Source organism: Bradyrhizobium sp. NBAIM18, from assembly GCF_020193825.1.
Lineage (GTDB): Bacteria > Pseudomonadota > Alphaproteobacteria > Rhizobiales > Xanthobacteraceae > Bradyrhizobium > Bradyrhizobium yuanmingense.
Window position 1 is genome coordinate 729,584 of record NZ_JADYVO010000001.1, and the last position, 18,557, is coordinate 748,140.

General features: G+C 64.6%; 18 protein-coding genes. 1 reads left to right on the forward strand and 17 read right to left on the reverse strand.

The features are described from left to right. From I6F17_RS03480 to I6F17_RS03515, 8 genes are all read right to left on the reverse strand, one after another. Positions 1-738: an ABC transporter ATP-binding protein gene (locus I6F17_RS03480; RefSeq protein ID WP_036006942.1), complete on the reverse strand. Its 738-nt coding sequence runs from the start codon at positions 736-738 to the stop codon at positions 1-3. Beyond that, positions 735-1,583 carry an ABC transporter ATP-binding protein gene (locus I6F17_RS03485; protein ID WP_225112053.1) on the reverse strand — a complete coding sequence of 283 codons (849 nt, stop codon included), beginning with the start codon at positions 1,581-1,583 and terminating at the stop codon, positions 735-737. The genes I6F17_RS03480 and I6F17_RS03485 overlap by 4 nt, the downstream gene beginning before the upstream one ends. Further along, on the reverse strand, positions 1,583-3,406 hold the full coding sequence (locus I6F17_RS03490; protein WP_225123904.1) for an ABC transporter permease: 1,824 nt from the start codon (positions 3,404-3,406) through the stop codon (positions 1,583-1,585). Before I6F17_RS03490 ends, I6F17_RS03485 begins: the two co-directional genes overlap by 1 nt. Before the next feature lie 54 nt (positions 3,407-3,460). Continuing rightward, positions 3,461-4,618 (reverse strand): ABC transporter substrate-binding protein, encoded by a 1,158-nt coding sequence (locus I6F17_RS03495; RefSeq protein ID WP_225123903.1) that lies wholly within the window; start codon positions 4,616-4,618, stop codon positions 3,461-3,463. A 73-nt stretch (positions 4,619-4,691) separates the two neighbouring features. Further along, positions 4,692-5,267: an alkylhydroperoxidase domain protein gene (locus I6F17_RS03500; RefSeq protein ID WP_036027469.1), complete on the reverse strand. Its 576-nt coding sequence runs from the start codon at positions 5,265-5,267 to the stop codon at positions 4,692-4,694. 11 nt (positions 5,268-5,278) lie between these two features. Beyond that, entirely contained in the window at positions 5,279-5,878 is a 600-nt protein-coding gene (locus tag I6F17_RS03505; RefSeq protein ID WP_225124034.1) for a CMD domain protein, read from the reverse strand. 38 nt (positions 5,879-5,916) lie between these two features. Further along, positions 5,917-6,954, reverse strand: coding sequence for a putative FMN-dependent luciferase-like monooxygenase (locus I6F17_RS03510; protein ID WP_225123902.1), 1,038 nt, complete (start codon positions 6,952-6,954; stop codon positions 5,917-5,919). A gap of 160 nt (positions 6,955-7,114) precedes the next feature. After that, a complete protein-coding gene (locus I6F17_RS03515; protein ID WP_036027487.1) occupies positions 7,115-7,897 on the reverse strand; it encodes a MetQ/NlpA family ABC transporter substrate-binding protein in 783 nt (260 codons plus the stop codon). 333 nt (positions 7,898-8,230) lie between these two features. Between I6F17_RS03515 and I6F17_RS03520 the strand changes: the two genes are divergently transcribed. Then, positions 8,231-10,018, forward strand: a complete 1,788-nt coding sequence (locus I6F17_RS03520; protein WP_225123901.1) for a peptide ABC transporter substrate-binding protein — start codon at positions 8,231-8,233, stop codon at positions 10,016-10,018. 285 nt (positions 10,019-10,303) lie between these two features. On the opposite strand, the gene I6F17_RS37890 is transcribed toward I6F17_RS03520, so the two are convergent. The 9 genes from I6F17_RS37890 to I6F17_RS03565 all read right to left on the reverse strand — a co-directional run bounded on the left by I6F17_RS37890 (position 10,304) and on the right by I6F17_RS03565 (position 18,477). After that, positions 10,304-10,582 (reverse strand): DUF2934 domain-containing protein, encoded by a 279-nt coding sequence (locus tag I6F17_RS37890; protein ID WP_225123900.1) that lies wholly within the window; start codon positions 10,580-10,582, stop codon positions 10,304-10,306. A 129-nt stretch (positions 10,583-10,711) separates the two neighbouring features. Next, positions 10,712-10,897, reverse strand: a complete 186-nt coding sequence (locus tag I6F17_RS03530) for a hypothetical protein (RefSeq protein WP_036037644.1) — start codon at positions 10,895-10,897, stop codon at positions 10,712-10,714. Further along, positions 10,894-11,055, reverse strand: a complete 162-nt coding sequence (locus I6F17_RS03535; protein WP_081493716.1) for a DUF2934 domain-containing protein — start codon at positions 11,053-11,055, stop codon at positions 10,894-10,896. Before I6F17_RS03535 ends, I6F17_RS03530 begins: the two co-directional genes overlap by 4 nt. 292 nt (positions 11,056-11,347) lie before the next feature. Then, a complete protein-coding gene (locus tag I6F17_RS03540) occupies positions 11,348-13,372 on the reverse strand; it encodes a S8 family serine peptidase (RefSeq protein ID WP_225123899.1) in 2,025 nt (674 codons plus the stop codon). A gap of 47 nt (positions 13,373-13,419) precedes the next feature. After that, the gene (locus I6F17_RS03545; RefSeq protein WP_036037642.1) at positions 13,420-13,650 is read right to left on the reverse strand and encodes a hypothetical protein; all 231 of its coding nucleotides are present in this window, start codon (positions 13,648-13,650) and stop codon (positions 13,420-13,422) included. A 60-nt stretch (positions 13,651-13,710) separates the two neighbouring features. After that, complete coding sequence (locus tag I6F17_RS03550) at positions 13,711-14,859, reverse strand: hypothetical protein (protein ID WP_225123898.1); 1,149 nt, start codon at positions 14,857-14,859, stop codon at positions 13,711-13,713. Between the two features lie 97 nt (positions 14,860-14,956). After that, complete coding sequence (locus I6F17_RS03555; protein ID WP_050996197.1) at positions 14,957-15,781, reverse strand: BTAD domain-containing putative transcriptional regulator; 825 nt, start codon at positions 15,779-15,781, stop codon at positions 14,957-14,959. Positions 15,782-16,230: 449 nt separating this feature from the next. After that, entirely contained in the window at positions 16,231-17,406 is a 1,176-nt protein-coding gene (locus I6F17_RS03560; RefSeq protein WP_036037618.1) for a Gfo/Idh/MocA family oxidoreductase, read from the reverse strand. A gap of 15 nt (positions 17,407-17,421) precedes the next feature. Beyond that, a complete protein-coding gene (locus I6F17_RS03565; protein WP_225123897.1) occupies positions 17,422-18,477 on the reverse strand; it encodes a sugar phosphate isomerase/epimerase family protein in 1,056 nt (351 codons plus the stop codon). Positions 18,478-18,557: the final 80 nt, after the last annotated feature.

Consider the following 18,557-nt stretch of genomic DNA (forward strand, 5'->3'; position numbering starts at 1 on the left):
TCAGGCCGCCTCGGAGCCGCCGAGATAGGCGTCGCGGATGCGGGGGTCGTCTTTCAGCGCGCGCGCGGGGCCAGACAGCACGATCTTGCCGGTCTGCAGCACATAGGCCTCGTGCGCGATCTCGAGCGCGAGGCTGGCGTTCTGCTCGACCATGAAAACCGAGACGCCCGCCTGGTTGATGCTGCGGATCAGCTCCAGCACGCGATCGACATAAAGCGGCGACAGGCCCATGGTCGGCTCGTCCATCACGATCATGCGCGGGCGGCTCATCAGCGCGCGCGCCATCGCCACCATCTGCTGCTCGCCGCCGGAGAGCGAGCCGGCGCGCTGCGACAACCGCTGGCCGAGCTTCGGGAACAGCGTCAACATCCTGTCGAGATCCTGCGCAATGGCGTCGCGGTCGTTGCGCACGAACGCGCCCATCAGGATGTTCTCGCGCACGCTCATGTCGGCGAACAGCCGCCGCGCCTCCGGCACCGAGGCGATGCCGCGGCGGACGATCTGCGGCGTGGTGAGCCCGATCAGCGAAGCGCCGTCGAACGTCACCTCGCCCGAGCGCGGCTTCACTAGGCCTAAGATGATCTTCATCGTCGTCGACTTGCCGCTCGCGTTGCCACCGAGCAGGCAGACGATGTGGCCGCGCGCGACCGTGATCGACAGGTCGAAATGCACCTGGGCCTGACCGTAGAAGGTGTTGACATCAGACAAAGCCAGCAGCGCTTCGGGTGCGCTCGTCATGCCGCGCTCTCCTGTTCCGCCGTCCCTGACAGGCCGTGACCGAGATAGGCCTCGATCACCTTGGGATCGGTCCGCACCTGCTCGCCCGGCCCTTCCGCGATCTTCTTGCCCTCGTCCATGACGATGACGCGGTCGGACAGGCGCATCACCATCTCCAGCTTGTGCTCGATCAGCAGGATGGTCAGCCCTTCGGCTTTCAATTCGGCGACGAGCCCCTGCATCTCCGCGGTCTCGGTCGGATTCATGCCGGCGGTGGGCTCGTCGAGCAGCAGCAGCCGCGGCTTCAGCGCGAGCGCACGCGCGATCTCGACGCGGCGGCGGTTGGCGTAGGAGAGGCTATAGGCGGGCTGGTCGATGCGCGGCAGCAGCCGTTCGCCGAAACGCGCGAGGATCGCTTTGACCTCCTCACGCAGCCGCTCCTCCTCGGCCCTGACGCGCGAGGGACGCAGCAGGGCCAGACCCAATTCCAGCAGCGGACCGATCACCGGCACGGCCGGCTTCACGGCGCGCAGCCGCGTGTGCGCGCCGATCAGGACATTGTCCATGACGCTGAGATTGCCGAACACGCGGCCGAGCTGGAAGGTGCGCGCGATGCCTTCGGCCGCGAGCCGCTCCGGGGACAGGCCGGTGATGTCCTGCCCTTCGAAGCTGACGGTGCCGGCATCCGGCCGGTCAAGCCCGGTGACGAGATTGAACAGCGTCGTCTTGCCGGCACCATTCGGGCCGATGATGCTGATCAGTTCGCCCTTGGCGAGATCGAGGTCGATCGTATCGACCGCGGTGAGGCCGCCGAAACGGCGCGTCAGGCCGCGCAGGGACAGCATGGCGTGAAGCTGCTTCTCCATCAGACCGTTCCCAACAGGCCCTGCGGCCTGAACCGCACCAGCAGCAAGAGAACGATGCCGTAGATCAGGATGCGGTACTCGGCCGCGATCCGGAACACCTCGGGCAGGCCGACCAGCGCCACCGACCCGACGATCGCGCCGACGACGTTGCCGAGGCCGCCGAGGATGACGACGGTCAGCGCCAGGATGGATTGCTGCGTGTTGAAGGTCTCGTGGTTGATGTAGGAATAAAGATGCGCGGCGATGCCGCCGCTGACGCCGGCGGCGAAGCCGCCGAAGATGAAGGCGATCGACTTGTAGCGGTTCAGGCTGAGGCCATAGGCGCGCGCGGCGATGTCGTCGTCGCGGATGGCGCGAAAGCTGCGGCCAAGATGCGAGGTAAGCAGCCGTCCCTGCAGCAGCGCCAGCACGACCATCACCGCAAGGCTGAACCAATAGACCGAGGTCGGGCTGATCAGGTCATAGCCGAATAGAGCCAGCGGCGGGATGCCGGAGATGCCGATCGGACCGCGTGTCACGCTTTCCCAATTCAGGATCACCAGCGCCACGATCTCGCCGATCGCAAGCGTCGCGATCGACACATAATGCCCGCGCAGGCGGAAGGACGGCGAGATCAGGAGCGTGCCGAGCGCGGCGCTCATCAGGCCACCGCCGATGACGGCAAGTCCGGCCGGAACGGCCAGCACCAGCGACAGCAATGCGGAGGTGTAGGCGCCGATCGCAAGCAGCGCGGCATGACCGAGCGACACCTGCCCCATCGTGCCCGCAACCAGCGTCAGGCTGAGCCCGAGCATGCCGAGCAACCAGGCATTGACCAGGGTCTGGAGCACGTAGAAGGACACCGGGAACAGCGGCAGGATCGCAAAGCCGGCAACAGCGACCAACAGCGCCCAGCGCGGAATATTCACCGGGCGGCTCGGCGCGATGAACGTGCCGGTGAGCGGCTCGGGCGGCGCCTGCCGTGCGCTGACGAACAGGCCGTTCGGCCGCAGCACGAGCACGACGACGAGCAGCAGGAACGCGAACAAATTGCGGTAGCTGGTGCCGAGCACGGCGACGCCGTAGCTCTCGACGAGGCCCAGCAGCAGGCTGCCGATCACCGCGCCCGGCACGTTGCCGGCGCCGCCGACGACTTCCGCGACGACGCCCTTGAGCGCCGCCTGAAGGCTCATCGCCGTGTCGATCTGGTTGTAGTACATGCCGACCAGCATGCCGGAGACGCCGCCGAGCGCCGCCGCGATACCGAACACGGCCTGATTGACCCGGTTGACGTCGACGCCCATCTGCATGGCGGCGTCGCGGTCCTGCGCGGTGGCACGCACGGCCCAGCCGAGCTTGGTGTAACGCAGGAACACGAACAGCAGCAGCGCACTGGTGAAGCCGACGCCGGCAATGAGCAGATCAAGCGGCCCGATCGTCCCGCCACCGACCTGGAAGCGGACATCGGGCAACTGGCTCGGCAACGCGCGCGGATTGGGCGAGAAGATCAGCATCACCAATTGATCAAGCACGAAGCTGATGCCGATGGTCGCGAGCAGCGGCGCGATCCGCACCGAGTTCTGCAGCGGCCGCAGACCGAACCGCTCGATGATCAGACCGACGATCGCCGCGGCCACGGCGACCACGATGATGGTGAGAGGCAGCGGCGTGTGCAGCTGCACCACCGCGATCCAGCCGATATAGGCGCCGACCAGATAGATCGACCCTTGCGCGAAGTTGATCAGCCGGCTGACGCCGAAGATCAGCGCGAGCCCGACTGCAACGAGCGCGTAGACATTGCCGACGATCAGCCCGTTGATGGTGTGGTCGAGCCAGGAGGACACGCAGCATTCCTAATCAGGGAGAAAGCGGCCGGAGCGATCGCTTCGGCCATCACATCAGGTTGGCTTGCCGTCCCACAGCGCGAACTGGCCCTTGCGCACCACGAGCTCGGCATTCATCGCGCCCTTGACGCGGCGGCTCTCGACGTCGAACGTGGCCTGACCGAAGATGACGCTGGAGACGTCCTTCACCTTGGCGAAGGCATCGCGGATCGCGCGGCGGTCGGTGCCGCCGATCTTCACCACGGCAGCGGCCATGTTCATCGCGTCATACGAATAGGCGTTGAAGGCGTCGGGCTCCTGCCCGTTATACTTGGCCTTGAAGCCGTCAATGAACTTCCTCACCTCGGGCCGCGGATCTTGCGGAAAATAGCGCGTGCCGAGATGGACGTCCTCGACCGCCTCGCCCCCGAGCTCGATGAATTTCGGCGAATACACCGAGCTGGCCGCGCAGATCGTCTGCTTCAGGCCGACCTGTCGCGCCTGGCGCGCGATCAGCGCGCCGTCGGAATAATAGGAAATCAGGATCAGCCCGTCCGGGTTGGCGTCGCGCACGCGCACCAGAGTGGAGCGGAAGTCGCGTTCCTCGGCGATGTAGCCCTCGGTGATCGCGACCTCGGCGCCGTATTCCTTGGCCGCCTTGACGAAATGGTCGCGGCTGGTGCGGCCCCAATCGGTGTTGAGGTGCAGCACCGCAAGCTTCTTCAGACCGAGCCGCCTGACGGCGTAGGACGCCAGCAGCGGCTGCTCGTCGGCCTGGCTCACGGACGTGCTCCACATGAAGTCACCGCCCTTGGTGAAGTCGGGGTGCGAATTGGTGAAGCCGAACTGCACCAGGCCGCCGCGCTGATAGATCGGGGAGGCCGCCATCGAGGCGGGACTGGAGAAATCGCCGAGCTCCATGACGATGCGGGGATCGGAGACGAATTTCTGGGCGATCGCGACCGACTGGCGCGGATCGCTCTGGCTGTCCTCGAACTGGTAGGCGAGCTTGCGGCCGTTGATGCCGCCGGCGGCGTGAATCTCGTCGAGCGCGAGATCAAAACCCTGCTTCCACTGCGCGCCATATTGCGCGTTCGGTCCCGTGAGGGGGCCGCTGACGCCGAGCAGGATCGGCTCGGCGGATTGCGCCAGTGCGGCGCGCGAGAAGGCCGTGCCCGCCATCATGGCGGCGAGCGAGCCTTTGACCAGGGTACGACGATCGATGTTGCTCATTCACGGCTCCATCCATTCAATGTTGATACGAGTCAGTTGATGCGAGCAGCAATTCTCGTGCCGGTGAGATTGCCTATTTCGAGGGCTCGCCGAGCGACAGCATCAGCCGGTTCGCCCAGTTGAAGAACGCGGCGCCGTTGATGACGTCGACGATCTCGGCATCGTCGAGACCGGCGCGACGCAGCTCGGCGATATTGTCGGGGCCGAATGCGATCGGCGTTGCGGCCAGCGCCACCGAGGCCTTGACCACCGCATTCCAGCGCTCACCGAGATCGGCCCCAACGCCCTCGTCAAGCAGACGCTGCACGTCGTCGCGGCGCTTGGAATAGGTGCTGGCGAAGCGCGCATGCACGGAGGCGCAATAGATGCAGCCGTTGTAGCGCGAGGTCGCCGCAGCTGCGAGCTCGCGCTCGGCGCGCGGCAGGCCGTCGGCGACGTTGTAGAAGATGTCCTTGTCGGTCTTGGTGCGGGCTTCTAGCACTTCGGGATCGCGCACCAAGAGACGAAAATATTCCGACTTGGCGCGGGCGCGGTCGACGAGGCCGGCGTAGTGCCGCTCGGTCAGCTCGGCCTCGGGCAGAGGGTCGATCCACGAGACCCAGCCGAGCTCGTCCTGGGTGAAGGCGACGGGCGGATTGACGGTGCTCATGATTGGACCTCCTACGCGTTCGCTGCGGCGAGCGTGCGCAGGCCGCTGACGACGCGCACCTGGAACGACAGGAACGCAACGAGCTGGGACAACGTGACGATGCCGGTGGATGACCAGCCGGCAGCCAGTAGCGCCTTCATGTCGGCGGACGCGGCATCGCGCGGGTGGAAGACAAGCAGATGCGCGTGCTCCAATGCTGCGACCAGCCTGGCGCCGAGGACAGGCTTGCGCTCCGCGCTGACGCGATAGATCAAGCCGGCCTTGTTCTCGATCGACAACGGACCGGCCGGATAGGCGCCGTATGGGCCGGAGGTCTTGCCGCGCTCGATCTCGGCGTTGATCGCATCGAGCAGAGGCGCGCCATCCGCAGTCGCGGCAAGCTTGTCGCGATAGAAGGCGGCGACGGGGGACTCGCCATGGAGCCCGGTCGCGAAGGCCGCGACCACCGCGCGCTCGGCAAGCGAAAAATCGCCGGCCTCGATCGGCTCGAACAAAGCGAGATAGCTCTTCTGCGCATTCTCGCGCGCCTGCAGGCGGCGCGCGCGGATGGCGTCGAGTGTGGAGCCGGGCTCGATCCCGGCGAGCGTGTCGATGATGTCTTGCGCACCCATCATTCAGCCTCGTCCAACGCGATTTCTATTCATTCCGGCTAACCTGCGAGGGCAATGTCTTTGGCGGCCGTCCGGGTCCAGCCCAGCGCCGGGGCGACCTGGTCGGCGACGAGCTCGATCGAGCGCAGGACGTCAGGATGCGGCGCATCGACCGAATGCACCTGGAAGACGAGATCGGTCACCCGTTCCAGCGTGGCGTCGGTGCGGAGCGAGGCAATGACGTGGTCGGCATCGCCGACATGGGTGTCGAACGCGGTGATCATCTCCTCCAGCGTCTCGCCCGGAGGGGGATGTCCGCCCTTCATGAATTGCGGCAGCGCGCGGCGCAGTCCGATATTGGCGAGGCGCAGCGCCTCGCGATGGTCGTCGGCGACGAAGATGCTGCGCGAGGCCATGATGCGCGGCTCGCAGCCCGGCGGCAGCGCGGCGAGATAGGCGTCGATGATCGGGTTCTGGATCTCGGCGAGCGTCGCGTTCGGCGCGTCCTTGGCCCGTGGCTGCGTGCGCGAGAGCAGGAGGCCGTCGCCGGCCTTGCCGGCGCGGGCGCCGCCGGCAACGGAGAACGTCGCCTGCCAGATGCGCTTATCCAGTTGCGGCCGCTGCGGATAGAGCGTGTCGCCGCCATTGAGCGGCTCGCCGGTCAGGGCCTTGCGGACGATGTCCAAATTGCGGGCAAAGATCTCGTTGCGCTGGGCGCTGTCGAGGCCGAAAGCGGCGAAGGCCGACGGATTGCCGCCGGTGCCGACGCCGAGCTCGAAGCGGCCGTTGCAGAGAAGATCGAGCACCGCGGCGTCCTCCGCCACCCGCACCGCGTTCTCCAGCGGCAGCGTGACGATGCCGGTGCCGAGGCGGATGCGCGAGGTCTGCGCGGCGACATAACCCAGGAACGTGAAGGGCGACGGCAGGCCGCCCTCGCGCTCATGGAAATGATGCTGAGCGATCCACGCGGAATCGAGCCCGGCCTTCTCGGCGCGCACGATCTGCTCGGCGGCGAAGCGATAGCGGTCCGCCGCCGGCGCCTCGTCGAGCAGCCGCGTGAAGAAGCCCAGACGTTTCAGGTTGGCAAAGCGTTTCATACAGTCCCTGTCGGGCGAGGATGGGCCCCGATGATGTCGGTTGCCGCAGCTCCCGACAAGCGGGCATTACGCAGGGCACATACGCAAGATTCCTGCGCAAGGCTGATCGCAAGGCTGCCCGCCGGATCGCCTTGATGTGGACTCTGGGCGGGCAGATTGCCTACCAGCTCGGCAGCACCGCGCCCTTGAACTTGGTCAGGACGAACTCCTTGACCTCAGGCGTGTGGTAACTGTCCACGAGGATCTTGACCCAAGGCTTGTCCTTGTCGGCGCTGCGCACCGCGATCAGGTTGACATAGGGCCCCTTCGGGTCCTCGCGCAGGATCGGATCCTTGACCGGATCGAGGCCCGCCTGGGTTGCATAGTTGGTGTTGATCGCGGCGGCATCGACGTCGTCGAGCGCGCGCGGGGCCTGCGCCGCGTCGACCTCGATGAACTTCAGCTTCTTGGGATTGTCGGTGATGTCGAGCACGGTCGGCTTGAAGCCGGTGCCGTCCTTCAGCTTGATCACGCCCTTGTCGCGCAGCAGCAGCAGCACGCGGCCGCCATTGGTCGGATCGTTCGGGATCGAGACCTTGCCGCCAGCGGGGATATCGCCGAAGGCCTTGTGCTTCTTCGAGTAGACGCCGATCGGGAAGTTCACGGTCAGACCGACGGATTCGATCTTGTAGCCGCGGTCGGCCTTCTGGTTGTCCAGGTAAGGCTGGTTCTGAAACGAATTGGCCTGGATCTCGCCGGCATCGAGCGCGGCGTTCGGCACCACGTAATCGGAGAACTCGAGGAGCTGGATGTCGAGGCCCTGCTTGGCGGCGATCGGCTTCACGGCTTCGAGGATCTGCGCATGCGGCCCCGGCGTCACGCCGATCTTGATGGTCTCGGCCGCGGCTGCGGCGGACCATGCGGCCAGCACGGCGGAGAGAATCAGGGGAAGGCGAAACGGCATCTTGGTCTCCTTGGGTCTTGCGGCAACGGACCCGTATTCCCTTTTCTGCGGTGCGAAATCAATGAAATGGAAATCCATATTGTTCGCGGCTCGGGGCCAGCCTTTCTCCATTCGGCCGCAAACGGAAAACGAATGCAGAGTGCGACAAAGTGCGCGCGCGTAACCCGGATGAAGCGCCGCGCAAGCAGGGCTGCTGCCGCTCGTGGCAAGAATCCCGGATTGCACTTTCGTACCATCCGCACCCGGGCCGGCGTCCTTCTCTTTGACTCCACCACGCCCGACGTGCTGAGTTAGCGCGCACTGAGCCGGTGGCGACGAAGTGGGGATCATCCAATGAACGAGAACGAAATCCGCAATCTGGTCGCAGAGGTGAAGCAAGGCACGCTGTCGCGGCGCTCATTCATCAGGACAATGGCCGCGGTCGGAATCGCAGCGCCGATCGCCAGCCAAATCCTGGTCTGGCACGACGTCGCGATGGCTGACGCCACGTTGCCGTACAAGCCGGCCAAGGCCGGCGGCGGCGGCACGCTCAAGATGCTGCTCTGGCAGGCGCCCACCCTGCTCAATCCGCACTTCGCGCTCGGCACCAAGGACCAGATCGCCTCGCGCATCTTTTTCGAGCCGCTCGCCGGCTGGGACAAGGAGGGCAACCTCATCCCCTGCCTTGCCGCCGAGGCTCCGACCAAGGCGAACGGCGGCCTTGCGGCCGACGGCATGAGCGTGATCTGGAAGCTGAAGCGAGGCGTGACCTGGCATGACGGCAAGCCCTTCACCGCCGACGACGTCGTCTTCACCTGGCAATACGCCGCGGATCTCGCCACCGCGGCCTACACCACGGGCTCCTACAAGGACATCAAGGTCGAGAAGATCGACGACCACGCTGTCAAGGTGATCTTCCGGGCGCCGACGCCGTTCTGGGCGGATCCGTTCGTCGGCTCGGTCGGGATGATCCTGCCGAAGCATCATTTCGGCGAGTATGTCGGGGCCAAGTCGCGCGAAGCGCCGGGCAATCTGAAGCCGGTCGGCACCGGCCCGTACAAATTCGTCGAGTTCAAGCCGGGCGACATGATTCGCGCCGAGCGCAATCCCGACTATCACATCAAGAACCAGCCGCATTTCGACATGGTCGAGATCAAGGGCGGCGGCGACGCGGTGTCCGCGGCGCGCGCCGTGCTGCAGACCGGCGAGTACGACTTCGCCTGGAACATGCAGGTGGAGGAGGAGGTCCTCAAGCGCATGGAGGCCGGCGGCAAGGGCAAGCTCGAGATCACGCCTTCAGGCAATGTCGAGTTCATCATCCTCAACACGACGGATCCCTGGACCGAGGTCGACGGCGAGCGCTCGAGCGTCAAGACCAAGCATCCGACGCTGTCCGATCCCGCCGTTCGCCGCGCGATCAACTTCCTGATCGACCGCGATTCGATCCAGAAGTTCATCTACGGCCGCGGCGCCATCGCCACCGCGAGCTTCGTCAACGCGCCCAAGCAGTTCAAGTCGCCCAAGCTGAAATACGAGTTCGACATCGACAAGGCCAACAAGATCCTCGACGAGGCCGGCTGGACCAAGGGCGCGGACGGCATCCGGGAGAAGGACGGCAAGAAGCTCAAATACGTATTCCAGACCTCGACCAACGCCCCGCGACAGAAGACGCAGGCCATCATCAAGCAGGCGTGCCAGAAGGCCGGCATCGACATCGAGATCAAGGCGGTCACCGCCTCCGTGTTCTTCTCATCCGACGTCGGCAATCCCGACACCTACTCGAAATTCTATGCCGACATGGAGATGTACAACACCACGCAGCCGCAACCCGATCCGGAGCGCCTCTTGAACCAGTGCGTGTCCTGGGAGATCGCCACCAAGGACAACAAATGGCTCGGCCGCAACAATTCGCGCTATTCCGACCCCGAAGCCGACAAGGCCTACAAGGCCGCGCAGAACGAGCTCGATCCGGTCAAGCGCGCCGCGCTGCTGATGAAAGTCGACGAGATCTTCTGCGAGGCCAACGTATTCCTGCCCCTGCTCTCGCGCCACGTCGTCAACGCCGGCGCCAACAATTTGATGATCGACATCTCCGGCTGGGACACCATCACCTGGAACCTGGCGGCGTGGCATCGGACCTGAGGGGCGCGTGAGCGCGCCTATGGTTGCAGCGCAGCGCGGGATTCAGAACGAGACACCGAATCCTTTCCACTGTGTGCTCCAGAACACAGCGGAATCGCGCAACCTGGCCTACAAGGATCGGGCATGGCCGCAAACAAGGTAACGGCGGTACGCACGAGGCTGGGAAGACGATCAACAGCTACGGACTTTGTGACGCCGCCAGGGTGAAGAACCCGGCGGCTTTTTCCTTGCTCGCGCGACCGGCACCTGCGAACCGCGCGCAGAGGACGGAGATACCGCCTGGCGCTATGAAGCGCCCGAGCTCTTTCGCTCCTCCCGTTCATCTTCGATCTGACGTTCGGCTTCCAGCCAGAACTCCAGCTCGCGATTGCTCGGCCGTCCCGCCTGCTCCCAGAGCTCATAGGCGCGTGTACGCACCTTGCCACGCCGCATCATGCGAAGCAGCTTTCGTTTCAGTTCCTCCGCGAAGCTCCTGAAGCGTTGTCCGGTGGTTTCGTCCCTGACGAGCGAGGCCGCTCGCGTTGCGAGTTCGATCTGGTGCTCTAGCTTCTTCTGCTCGTCCACCACCGAAACTGCCGTGGAAAGAATTGTTGTCGGAGCCGTGCGGACACTAAATTCCTTTCCGGGATGGTCCGTTCCCTGAGGTGCAGCGTTTCGGAAGTGACCAGCCGAGCAGGGATCGGTTGGGCGCCGCTAGTGCCACGTCGTGTCGGCTTCGACGATCACCACCCTGATTTCAGGATCCTCAGTCGTGTTGCAGGTGCAGGGCATGCCTTCACCGCAGCGGCAGCCGCCGAGCTTCTCGCTCCAGACCCGGAGCGGATGGTTTTCGCAGACCCATCCGAGACCCTGGCAGAATGGGCAGGTCTTGTCGGTCACAGCGTATCTGGCGTCCGCAGCGTGTTCGACTTGTCCTCGTTGCGCAGCTCCTGCTCCGCCGCGTGCCAAAATTCCTCCTCGCGCCCTTCGGGCTTGCCCGCCTGCTCCCACAATTGGTGCGCGCGTTCTCTGATCTCTTGCTCGGTCGGCTCGGACAATGGCTCCTCCTGCTTGGAAGCACGGCCCCACCTTGGGGGGTATGGGGGGCTTGGAGGCGGGGCCGTGCAGGCCAGCGATCGGCGGCGATGCTGACCCGCGGAGTCAAGTTTCGATCGGGCGCGAGAGTTCCAAGCTGCGCCTGTGCGGCACGACGCCGCGAAGGAAAATCCAGGACGCGGCAAACAATCCACCATGTTCCCAAGGCGAGCGGCCGCAGCAATTGCCTCAAGGCAGTCGGCACTCGGGGCACAGCTGCTGCTGTGCCCCTTTCTGAGATGACAAGGACGCGCGTTAGAGCAATCCCACCCTGTGCATGATTTCCCGGATCTGCGCCGGATTCGGATCCACCATCATGGGCGCGACTGCCGCGCCTGCGGTCTGTGCGGGACCGTGAGCGACGGAGCTCGATCCGTTCTTGATCGGATCGACGGACTGCAGATTCATTGCGGCCGCCGTTTGTGCCGGACCGCGCGCCACGTGGATCGCACTGCCGTGCACGGGATCGGCGGACCGCGGCGGCGACCCCACGGGAACCATGCTCGGCGCTTCGACCGACTGCAATCCAAGCAGACGCCGCAACGTTGCCAGCGCAGGGTCGTTTGCGGTAGCGGCGGCGATCACCGGGGCGACGCCGGTTTCCAGGCCGAGTGCCCGCATCACGTTCGGCAATCCCGCGCCGGTCCGATTTGGGTCGCCAAACTGCAGCGGCGTCGCGGTTTCCTTCAGAATTTGGAACAGCCGCTCGACACGGCGTGCGTCGCGATTCTGAAAGTTGCCTTTGGTGAAGTCCGGATGATGCGCCAGCACCAGCGCGGCTAGGCCCGTTACATGGGGAGTCGCCATCGAGGTGCCGTCCCATGCTCCGAAGCCATCGGCGGGAAGCGACGAGACGATCGCCACACCAGGCGCGCAGACGTCGACCTCCGGACCGAAGCAGGAGAACTTTGCCGGAAAATATCCGTCGCGGCTCTGGAAGCCGTCGAGGGCCTGCTGCGAATGATAGCTGTCGTTGGGGAATTCGCCCCACTTGCCGATCGCGGCAACCGCCAGGCAATGCGGCGTCGACGCGGGAAACTGCACCGGCCCCGAGGAATTGCCCGCGGCGATGATGCAGGCCATACCCATTTGCTTGGCCCGGATGATGCGTTCCTCGATAATGCGCGAAGGCTCGCCGCCGCCCAGGCTCATATTGGCGACGTCGATGCCATGCTCCATGCAGTAATCGAGCGCGGAGACGAGATCGCTGAACCGGCCGCCGGGGAAGATGCGGCAGACGTGGATTTCCGCCGCGGGAGCGAAGCCGCGGATGCCGCCACCGGCGCCGACGGGTCCGCCAGCGATGATTCCAGCGCAATGCGATCCGTGGCCGATGGTATCGACGGTCCAGGCCGCCTTGTCGGTCCCGACGATACTGGTGCCTGCCGTGATGCCGTGCAGATTGCGATGGGTCGGCGCCAGGCCGGAATCGATGACTGCGATCTTCATGCCGGCGCCATCGAAGGACGGAGGCAGACGATCAAGGCCCATCGCGCGCTCACCCCATCCCATCAATTGCTGGCCGGGGAAATTCCGCAACACCGCGCCGAGCGCCCTGACAACGATCCGGTTGACGCTGTTAGGAACGAGCTGCGGACGATCGAGCCAGAAGGTCCAGTAGTCGATCTTCGGTTTGACCAGGATCGAGCGGATGGTCTCGGGTCTTTCGCCTTGCAGGGTCACTGTGGCGCGGCCGGTGGCGTCGGTGATGCCTTGGGCCGGCCACATGCTGCCGAACACATAAACCTCGGCTTCAGGCAGCGGACCATCCTGGCCCAGCACTTCGATCGTGGTCGTGAAGCCGTCGGCCAGCGGTGTCAGCACCCCCGGATTGGGCAGCTGCGGCGTGGTCGGATCGAGCATGTAGCTCAGCCGCTCGTCGCGCTCCACCGCGCAACGCTGTCCCGCCTGGGTCTGCAGCAACTTGGCCTTGTCAGGAGTCATCTTGGCGAGGACCAGCGGGCTGAGCGGCACTTGTCCGAGCTCTGCGCTCTGAAATCCGAACAGGCGCGGCGGAGAGACCGTTTTCACCACTTCGATGTCGGGACTGTTGCTGAGCTGCTGAGTCAGGAAATCGACGCTGAAGGTCGCAAGCCCGGGCTGCTGCTGCGGCGCGATCATGAATTGCGCCGGACGCGCTGCGATCGTTGCGGGCTCCTGCCCCCGTGACGATGATGGAGCGGTGCCCTGGTCCGGAACGGACCCGTTGCCGTTCATCGCGGCTTCGGTCGCGTCGTGCTCGCCCTGCGTGGAAGTTCCTGATTTGCCTTTCGTGGCCATCTGCGGCCTCCTTGATGTTTTGCGTGTCCAATGTTTGCCCACCGACGTCAGTCGGCATCAAATGGCTTCAGCGCTGAATCCGGTTCGACCACCAGCGTGGCAAACGTCGATTTCAGGCGATCGGCCTGTGTCGTCGTCATCGACAGGATGACGACATCGGGTGCGACTTGCGCGACTCGCTTCACGCCGGGTTCACGCTGCAAGTGTTCGTTGAGCTGACCGGATTGGACCGGCTCTCCCTGCACGATGAATTGCTGCGACGCGGTTGAATCGGCCATCTGGTTTCCATTCACGTCTAGGCGCAGAGGGCGGGCTTGCGCCCGCCCCAAGCGTTGGGTCTAGTGCATCGTGCCAGCGGGCTGGCCGGCGTTGAAGACTCCGAGTTGGCGGCCGATATCGAGACCGGTCTGGGCACCCTGACCGATCTTCTTCAGCACGCTCCAGAAGCCCTGCAGCTCCAAGTCGGAGACCTGCGCCGCCGCGGGCTGCAAGCCGGGCTGGGCGCTGAACACGCCGAGCTGCTTGCCGACATCCAAGCCGGTCTGCACGCCCTGGCCGATCTTCTTCAGCACGCTCCAGAAGCTCTGCAGTTCCATGTCGGAGACTTGCGCCGCCGCGGGTTGCAGGCCGGGCTGGGCGCTGAACACGCCGAGCTGCTTGCCGACGTCCAAGCCGGTCTGCACGCCCTGGCCGATCTTCTTCAGCACGCTCCAGAAGCCCTGCAGCTCCATGTCGGAGACCTCTGCCGCCGCGGGCTGCAGGCCGGGCTGGGCGCTGAACACGCCGAGCTGCTTGCCGAGGTCCAAGCCCGTCTGCACGCCCTGGCCGATCTTCTTCAGCACGCTCCAGAAGCTCTGCAGCTCCATGTCGGAGACTTGCGCCGCGGCAGGCTGACCGCCGGGGCCGGCACTGAACACGCCGAGCTGGCGACCGATATCGAGGCCGGTCTGGGCACCCTGGCCGATCTTCTTCAGCACGCTCCAGAAGCTCTGCAGCTCGATGTCGGAAACCTGCGCCGCGGCGGGCTCCAAGCCGGCCTGGGCGCTGAACACGCCAAGCTGCTTGCCGACATTCACGCCGGTCTGCACGCCCTGACCGATCTTCTTCAGCACGCTCCAGAAGCTCTGCAGCTCCATGTCGGAAACCTGCGCCGCCGCGGGCTCCAGGCCAGGCTGGGCGCTGAACACGCCGAGCTGCTTGCCGACATTCACGCCGGTCTGCACGCCCTGGCCGATCTTCTTCAGCACGCTCCAGAAACCCTGCAACTCCATGTCGGAGACCTGCACGGTACCTTGCATGTCCGGACCGGCTGAGAACGGCAGGAAGCCACCACCGATGTTGCCGATCGCGCCGCCGATCTGCTTCCCCTTCTTGCCGCCGAGCAGGTTGCCGATAACGCGTCCGGCCGCGCCGCCGAGGATCGAGCCGAAGATCCCCTGCGGGTCCAATTGGCCGTAGTCCTCAGTCTGTTGCTGAAATCCAGTCATGTTCAAAATCTCCTGATGAAGTGCTTGAGCCGTGAGCGACACGCGCTCCCCACAGGGAGGCGGGATCACTGCGCACGATTGTGCGAGCGGCTGAAGGCTACGACAGGGATCGTGATGCAGGCGTCACGTCGAGCGTGAAAGTTGCGTCAGAATTCTTATCGCGAGGCAATTTGAGTGAAGTAGATCTCACAGCGGCTCGGAACGTGTGCCGGATTTCGAGCTGCAGCCGTTCCGTCTCTCGCTCCGGCGCTGCGCGAACCTCGCGCCACAGTACGGAGCGGCAGAGATCGTACTGACGGAGCGCATCGGTCCGGCGGCCTTGCTGCGCGTAACAGCGCATCAAAATGCGATGGATCTCTTCCTGCAACGGGTCGATTGCGAGGATCCGTAGCGCGAGTGCGATCGCGATATCCATGTGTTCACGCCCGCCGGAGTCGAGCAGGCCCGCAAGCGCCCGCATCGCCTGGGTCCGCAGTCGCTGACGCTCGGCAGACAGCCAGGCCTCGAATTGGCATGATGTCGAGCCGATGCCCTCGAGAAGGTCGCCGCGATAAAGCACCGCCGCGCGGGCCAGACGTTCGGGATCCCCTCCCGTCAAAAGCCGCTCGAATTCCCCGACATCGGTGCTGATGCTGTTCGGACAGATGCGTATATCATCGCGATCGGCCAGGATCACATCCGAATATCGCGGCAGCTCACGCCGCAACGTGAGCAGGGCTTGCCGAAGACTGGCGCGCGCGCGATCGCCGAAATGACCGTCCCACAACAGCGTCGCGAGCTTGCCGCGCGAAATGGCGCGAGGAGAACTGAGCGCCACGTAGCCCAGGAGAGTTGCAGCCTTGCGACTGGGGATCAACACCGACTCGCCGGTCGCACACACGACCTCGACACCGCCGAAGAGATTGATCTGGAGCAGCGACATTGTCCTTTTCCTTCGGTCATTGTCTTCTGTCCCTCATTCTATCCAGGGGCGAACATTCTTCTTATGATCATGATCACTAGGACACGGACAGCGCCGATTGGCCGCACATCGTCGATCAGACCGGATGCTCTTACTGGCACCATACAATCTAGGTTAGACAAAGCAATGGAACTCGCCTTGGCTCCGCGTCAGCAATTTGTGAGAGCGGAAATTTCAGATGTGTGAGGTAGCCCATAGTCAGCATGCAAATTGCAGGCGCCACAATTGCTCGCATTTGATGCATCTTTCGTGCGGACGCCGGACGCCGCAAGCTGTCGCATGACGTGACGCACCGAATGCCGTGCAAGTTGTCTCACTCGGCGGTACTCGACAAAGCGAAGTCATGGGTCATGATTGCATCCATATAGAGCAGATCCGTCGGCAACGGGTTCCGCGGCTTCGCGACCGCCTTACGTCATCCGAACCCAGACGCCATTACCCGCGGACGACTTCACCGCAGCATCGATCAACTTCACGCCGGCGAGGCCATCCTCGACCGTCGGGAAGACGACATCGGGATGCGGCTTTTCACCGGCCGCTGCCGCGCGGATGGCGCGCGCCGCCTCGGCATAGATCGTCGCGAAGCCTTCAAGGTAGCCCTCGGGGTGCCCCGATGGAATGCGTGTGATTCGACCCGCCTCGCCCGATGCGCCGGCCCCGCCGCGGGTCAGGAGCTGCCTGGGCTTGCCGTAGGGTGTGAACCACAGGTGGTTCGGATTCTCCTGCGCCCATTCGAGGCCGCCTTTGCTGCCGTAAACGCGCAGCGTGAGCCCGTTCTCGTTGCCGACGGCGACCTGGCTCGCCCACAGCATGCCCTTGGCGCCGCCCTTCCACTTCAGGAGGATCTGGACATCGTCGTCGAGCCGCCGCCCCTCGACGAAGGTCGACAATTGGGCGAGCAATTCGTCGAGCTCGAGCCCGCTGACGAAGCAGGCAAGATTGTAAGCATGGGTGCCGATGTCGCCGATGCACCCGCCGGCGCCGGACCGGGACGGGTCGGTGCGCCATGCCGCCTGCTTCTGGCCGGTGGTTTCCAATGGCTCGGTCAGCCAATCCTGCAGATACTCGGCCTTGACGAGACGGATCTCGCCGAGATCGCCGTTCGCGACCATGGCGCGCGCTTGCCGGATCATGGGATAGCCGGTGTAATTGTGCGTGACGACGAAGATCCTGCCGGTCTTCCTGACCAGCGCCACCAGTTCCTCGGCCTCGGCTACGGTCGTCGTCAGCGGCTTGTCGCAGATGACGTGGATGCCGGCTTCAAGGAAAGCTTTCGCGACCGGGCTGTGCAGGTGATTGGGTGTCACGATCGAGACCGCCTCGATGCCATCCGCCCTCGCCGCTTCAGCCCGCGCCATCTCCTCGAAGGAGCCATAGGCCCGGCCGTCAGCGATACCGAGCTCCTTTGCGGACGTCTTGGCGCGAACCGGATCCGACGCGAGCGCGCCGGCGACCAGCTCGAACTGGTCGTCGATGCGCGCGGCAATGCGGTGGACCGCACCGATGAAGGCCCCCTGGCCCCCGCCGACCATGCCGAGGCGGATACGGCGATGGCCGCCGGTTTCATTGCTTGCTTCGATCGCCATGTTGCACCCTCTCTTTTAGGAGATGCCGAGCATCTTGCGGTTGGCAGCCGCGTCAGCGCCGCTGCCTGCGAAATCGTCGAAGGCTTTCTCCGTCACCCGGATGATATGGTTTCGGATGAACTCGGCGCCTTCGGCCGCGCCTTGCTCGGGATGTTTCAGGGCACACTCCCACTCGAGCACCGCCCAGCTGTCGTAATCGTATTGCGTGAGCTTGGAGAAAATGGCGCCGAAATCGACCTGACCGTCGCCGAGTGAGCGGAAGCGGCCGGCACGGTCGACCCAGCTCTGGAACCCGCCATAGACGCCCTGGCGGCCGGTCGGGTTGAACTCGGCGTCCTTTACGTGAAACGCCTTGATGCGCTGATGGTAGATGTCGATGTAGTCGAGATAGTCGAGCTGTTGCAGCACGAAGTGCGAGGGATCGTAGAGCAGGTTCGCGCGCGGATGATTGTTCACCCGCTCGAGAAACATTCCGTAGGAGACACCGTCGTGGAGGTCCTCGCCAGGATGGATCTCATAGGCGAGATCGACACCGTGCTCGTCGGCATAGTCGAGGATGGGCCGCCAGCGCCTGGCGAGTTCGTCGAAGGCGGTCTCGATCAGGCCGGCGGGACGCTGCGGCCAGGGATAGACATAGGGCCAGGCAAGCGCGCCGGAGAACGTCGCCTGCGCACTGAGCCCGAGCCGCCGGGACGCCAGGATGGCGCGCTTGACCTGATCGACGGCCCATTCCGTGCGGGCCTTGGAATTGCCACGCACGTCCGGCGCGGCGAAGCCGTCGAACGCCGCATCATAGGCCGGGTGAACGGCGACGAGTTGGCCTTGCAGATGGGTCGAAAGCTCGGTGATGGAAAGGCCGTGCCGAGCCGCAACACCCTTCACCTCGTCGGCATAGGTCTGGGACTCCGAGGCTTTGTTCAAGTCGAAGAGCCGCCCATCCCAGCTCGGAATCTGAATCCCCTTGTAGCCAAGCGAGGCGGCCCATCCGCATATCGCATCGAGCGAATTGAACGGCGGCGCGTCACCGGCGAACTGAGCGAGGAATATCGCAGGCCCTTTGATCATCTTCATCGCGTGCTTCCTTCCTTGGACGTTTTTGGGGCGCTTTTCCGCGCACACTTGGTTCGAGGATGCCGGCCATCAAGGGAGAG

Excerpts from the sequence above, each read along its gene's own strand:
- I6F17_RS03550 (WP_225123898.1), bottom strand. The coding sequence starts at position 14,859 with ATGACTGGATTTCAGCAACAGACTGAGGACTACGGCCAATTGGACCCG.
- I6F17_RS03560 (WP_036037618.1), bottom strand. The coding sequence starts at position 17,406 with ATGGCGATCGAAGCAAGCAATGAAACCGGCGGCCATCGCCGTATCCGC.
- I6F17_RS03500 (WP_036027469.1), bottom strand. The coding sequence starts at position 5,267 with ATGAGCACCGTCAATCCGCCCGTCGCCTTCACCCAGGACGAGCTCGGC.
- I6F17_RS03555 (WP_050996197.1), bottom strand. The coding sequence starts at position 15,781 with ATGTCGCTGCTCCAGATCAATCTCTTCGGCGGTGTCGAGGTCGTGTGT.
- I6F17_RS03565 (WP_225123897.1), bottom strand. The coding sequence starts at position 18,477 with ATGAAGATGATCAAAGGGCCTGCGATATTCCTCGCTCAGTTCGCCGGT.
- I6F17_RS03480 (WP_036006942.1), bottom strand. The coding sequence starts at position 738 with ATGACGAGCGCACCCGAAGCGCTGCTGGCTTTGTCTGATGTCAACACC.
- I6F17_RS03485 (WP_225112053.1), bottom strand. The coding sequence starts at position 1,583 with ATGGAGAAGCAGCTTCACGCCATGCTGTCCCTGCGCGGCCTGACGCGC.
- I6F17_RS03540 (WP_225123899.1), bottom strand. The coding sequence starts at position 13,372 with ATGGCCACGAAAGGCAAATCAGGAACTTCCACGCAGGGCGAGCACGAC.
- I6F17_RS03495 (WP_225123903.1), bottom strand. The coding sequence starts at position 4,618 with ATGAGCAACATCGATCGTCGTACCCTGGTCAAAGGCTCGCTCGCCGCC.
- I6F17_RS03520 (WP_225123901.1), top strand. The coding sequence starts at position 8,231 with ATGAACGAGAACGAAATCCGCAATCTGGTCGCAGAGGTGAAGCAAGGC.
- I6F17_RS03510 (WP_225123902.1), bottom strand. The coding sequence starts at position 6,954 with ATGAAACGCTTTGCCAACCTGAAACGTCTGGGCTTCTTCACGCGGCTG.
- I6F17_RS03515 (WP_036027487.1), bottom strand. The coding sequence starts at position 7,897 with ATGCCGTTTCGCCTTCCCCTGATTCTCTCCGCCGTGCTGGCCGCATGG.
- I6F17_RS03545 (WP_036037642.1), bottom strand. The coding sequence starts at position 13,650 with ATGGCCGATTCAACCGCGTCGCAGCAATTCATCGTGCAGGGAGAGCCG.
- I6F17_RS03505 (WP_225124034.1), bottom strand. The coding sequence starts at position 5,878 with ATGGGTGCGCAAGACATCATCGACACGCTCGCCGGGATCGAGCCCGGC.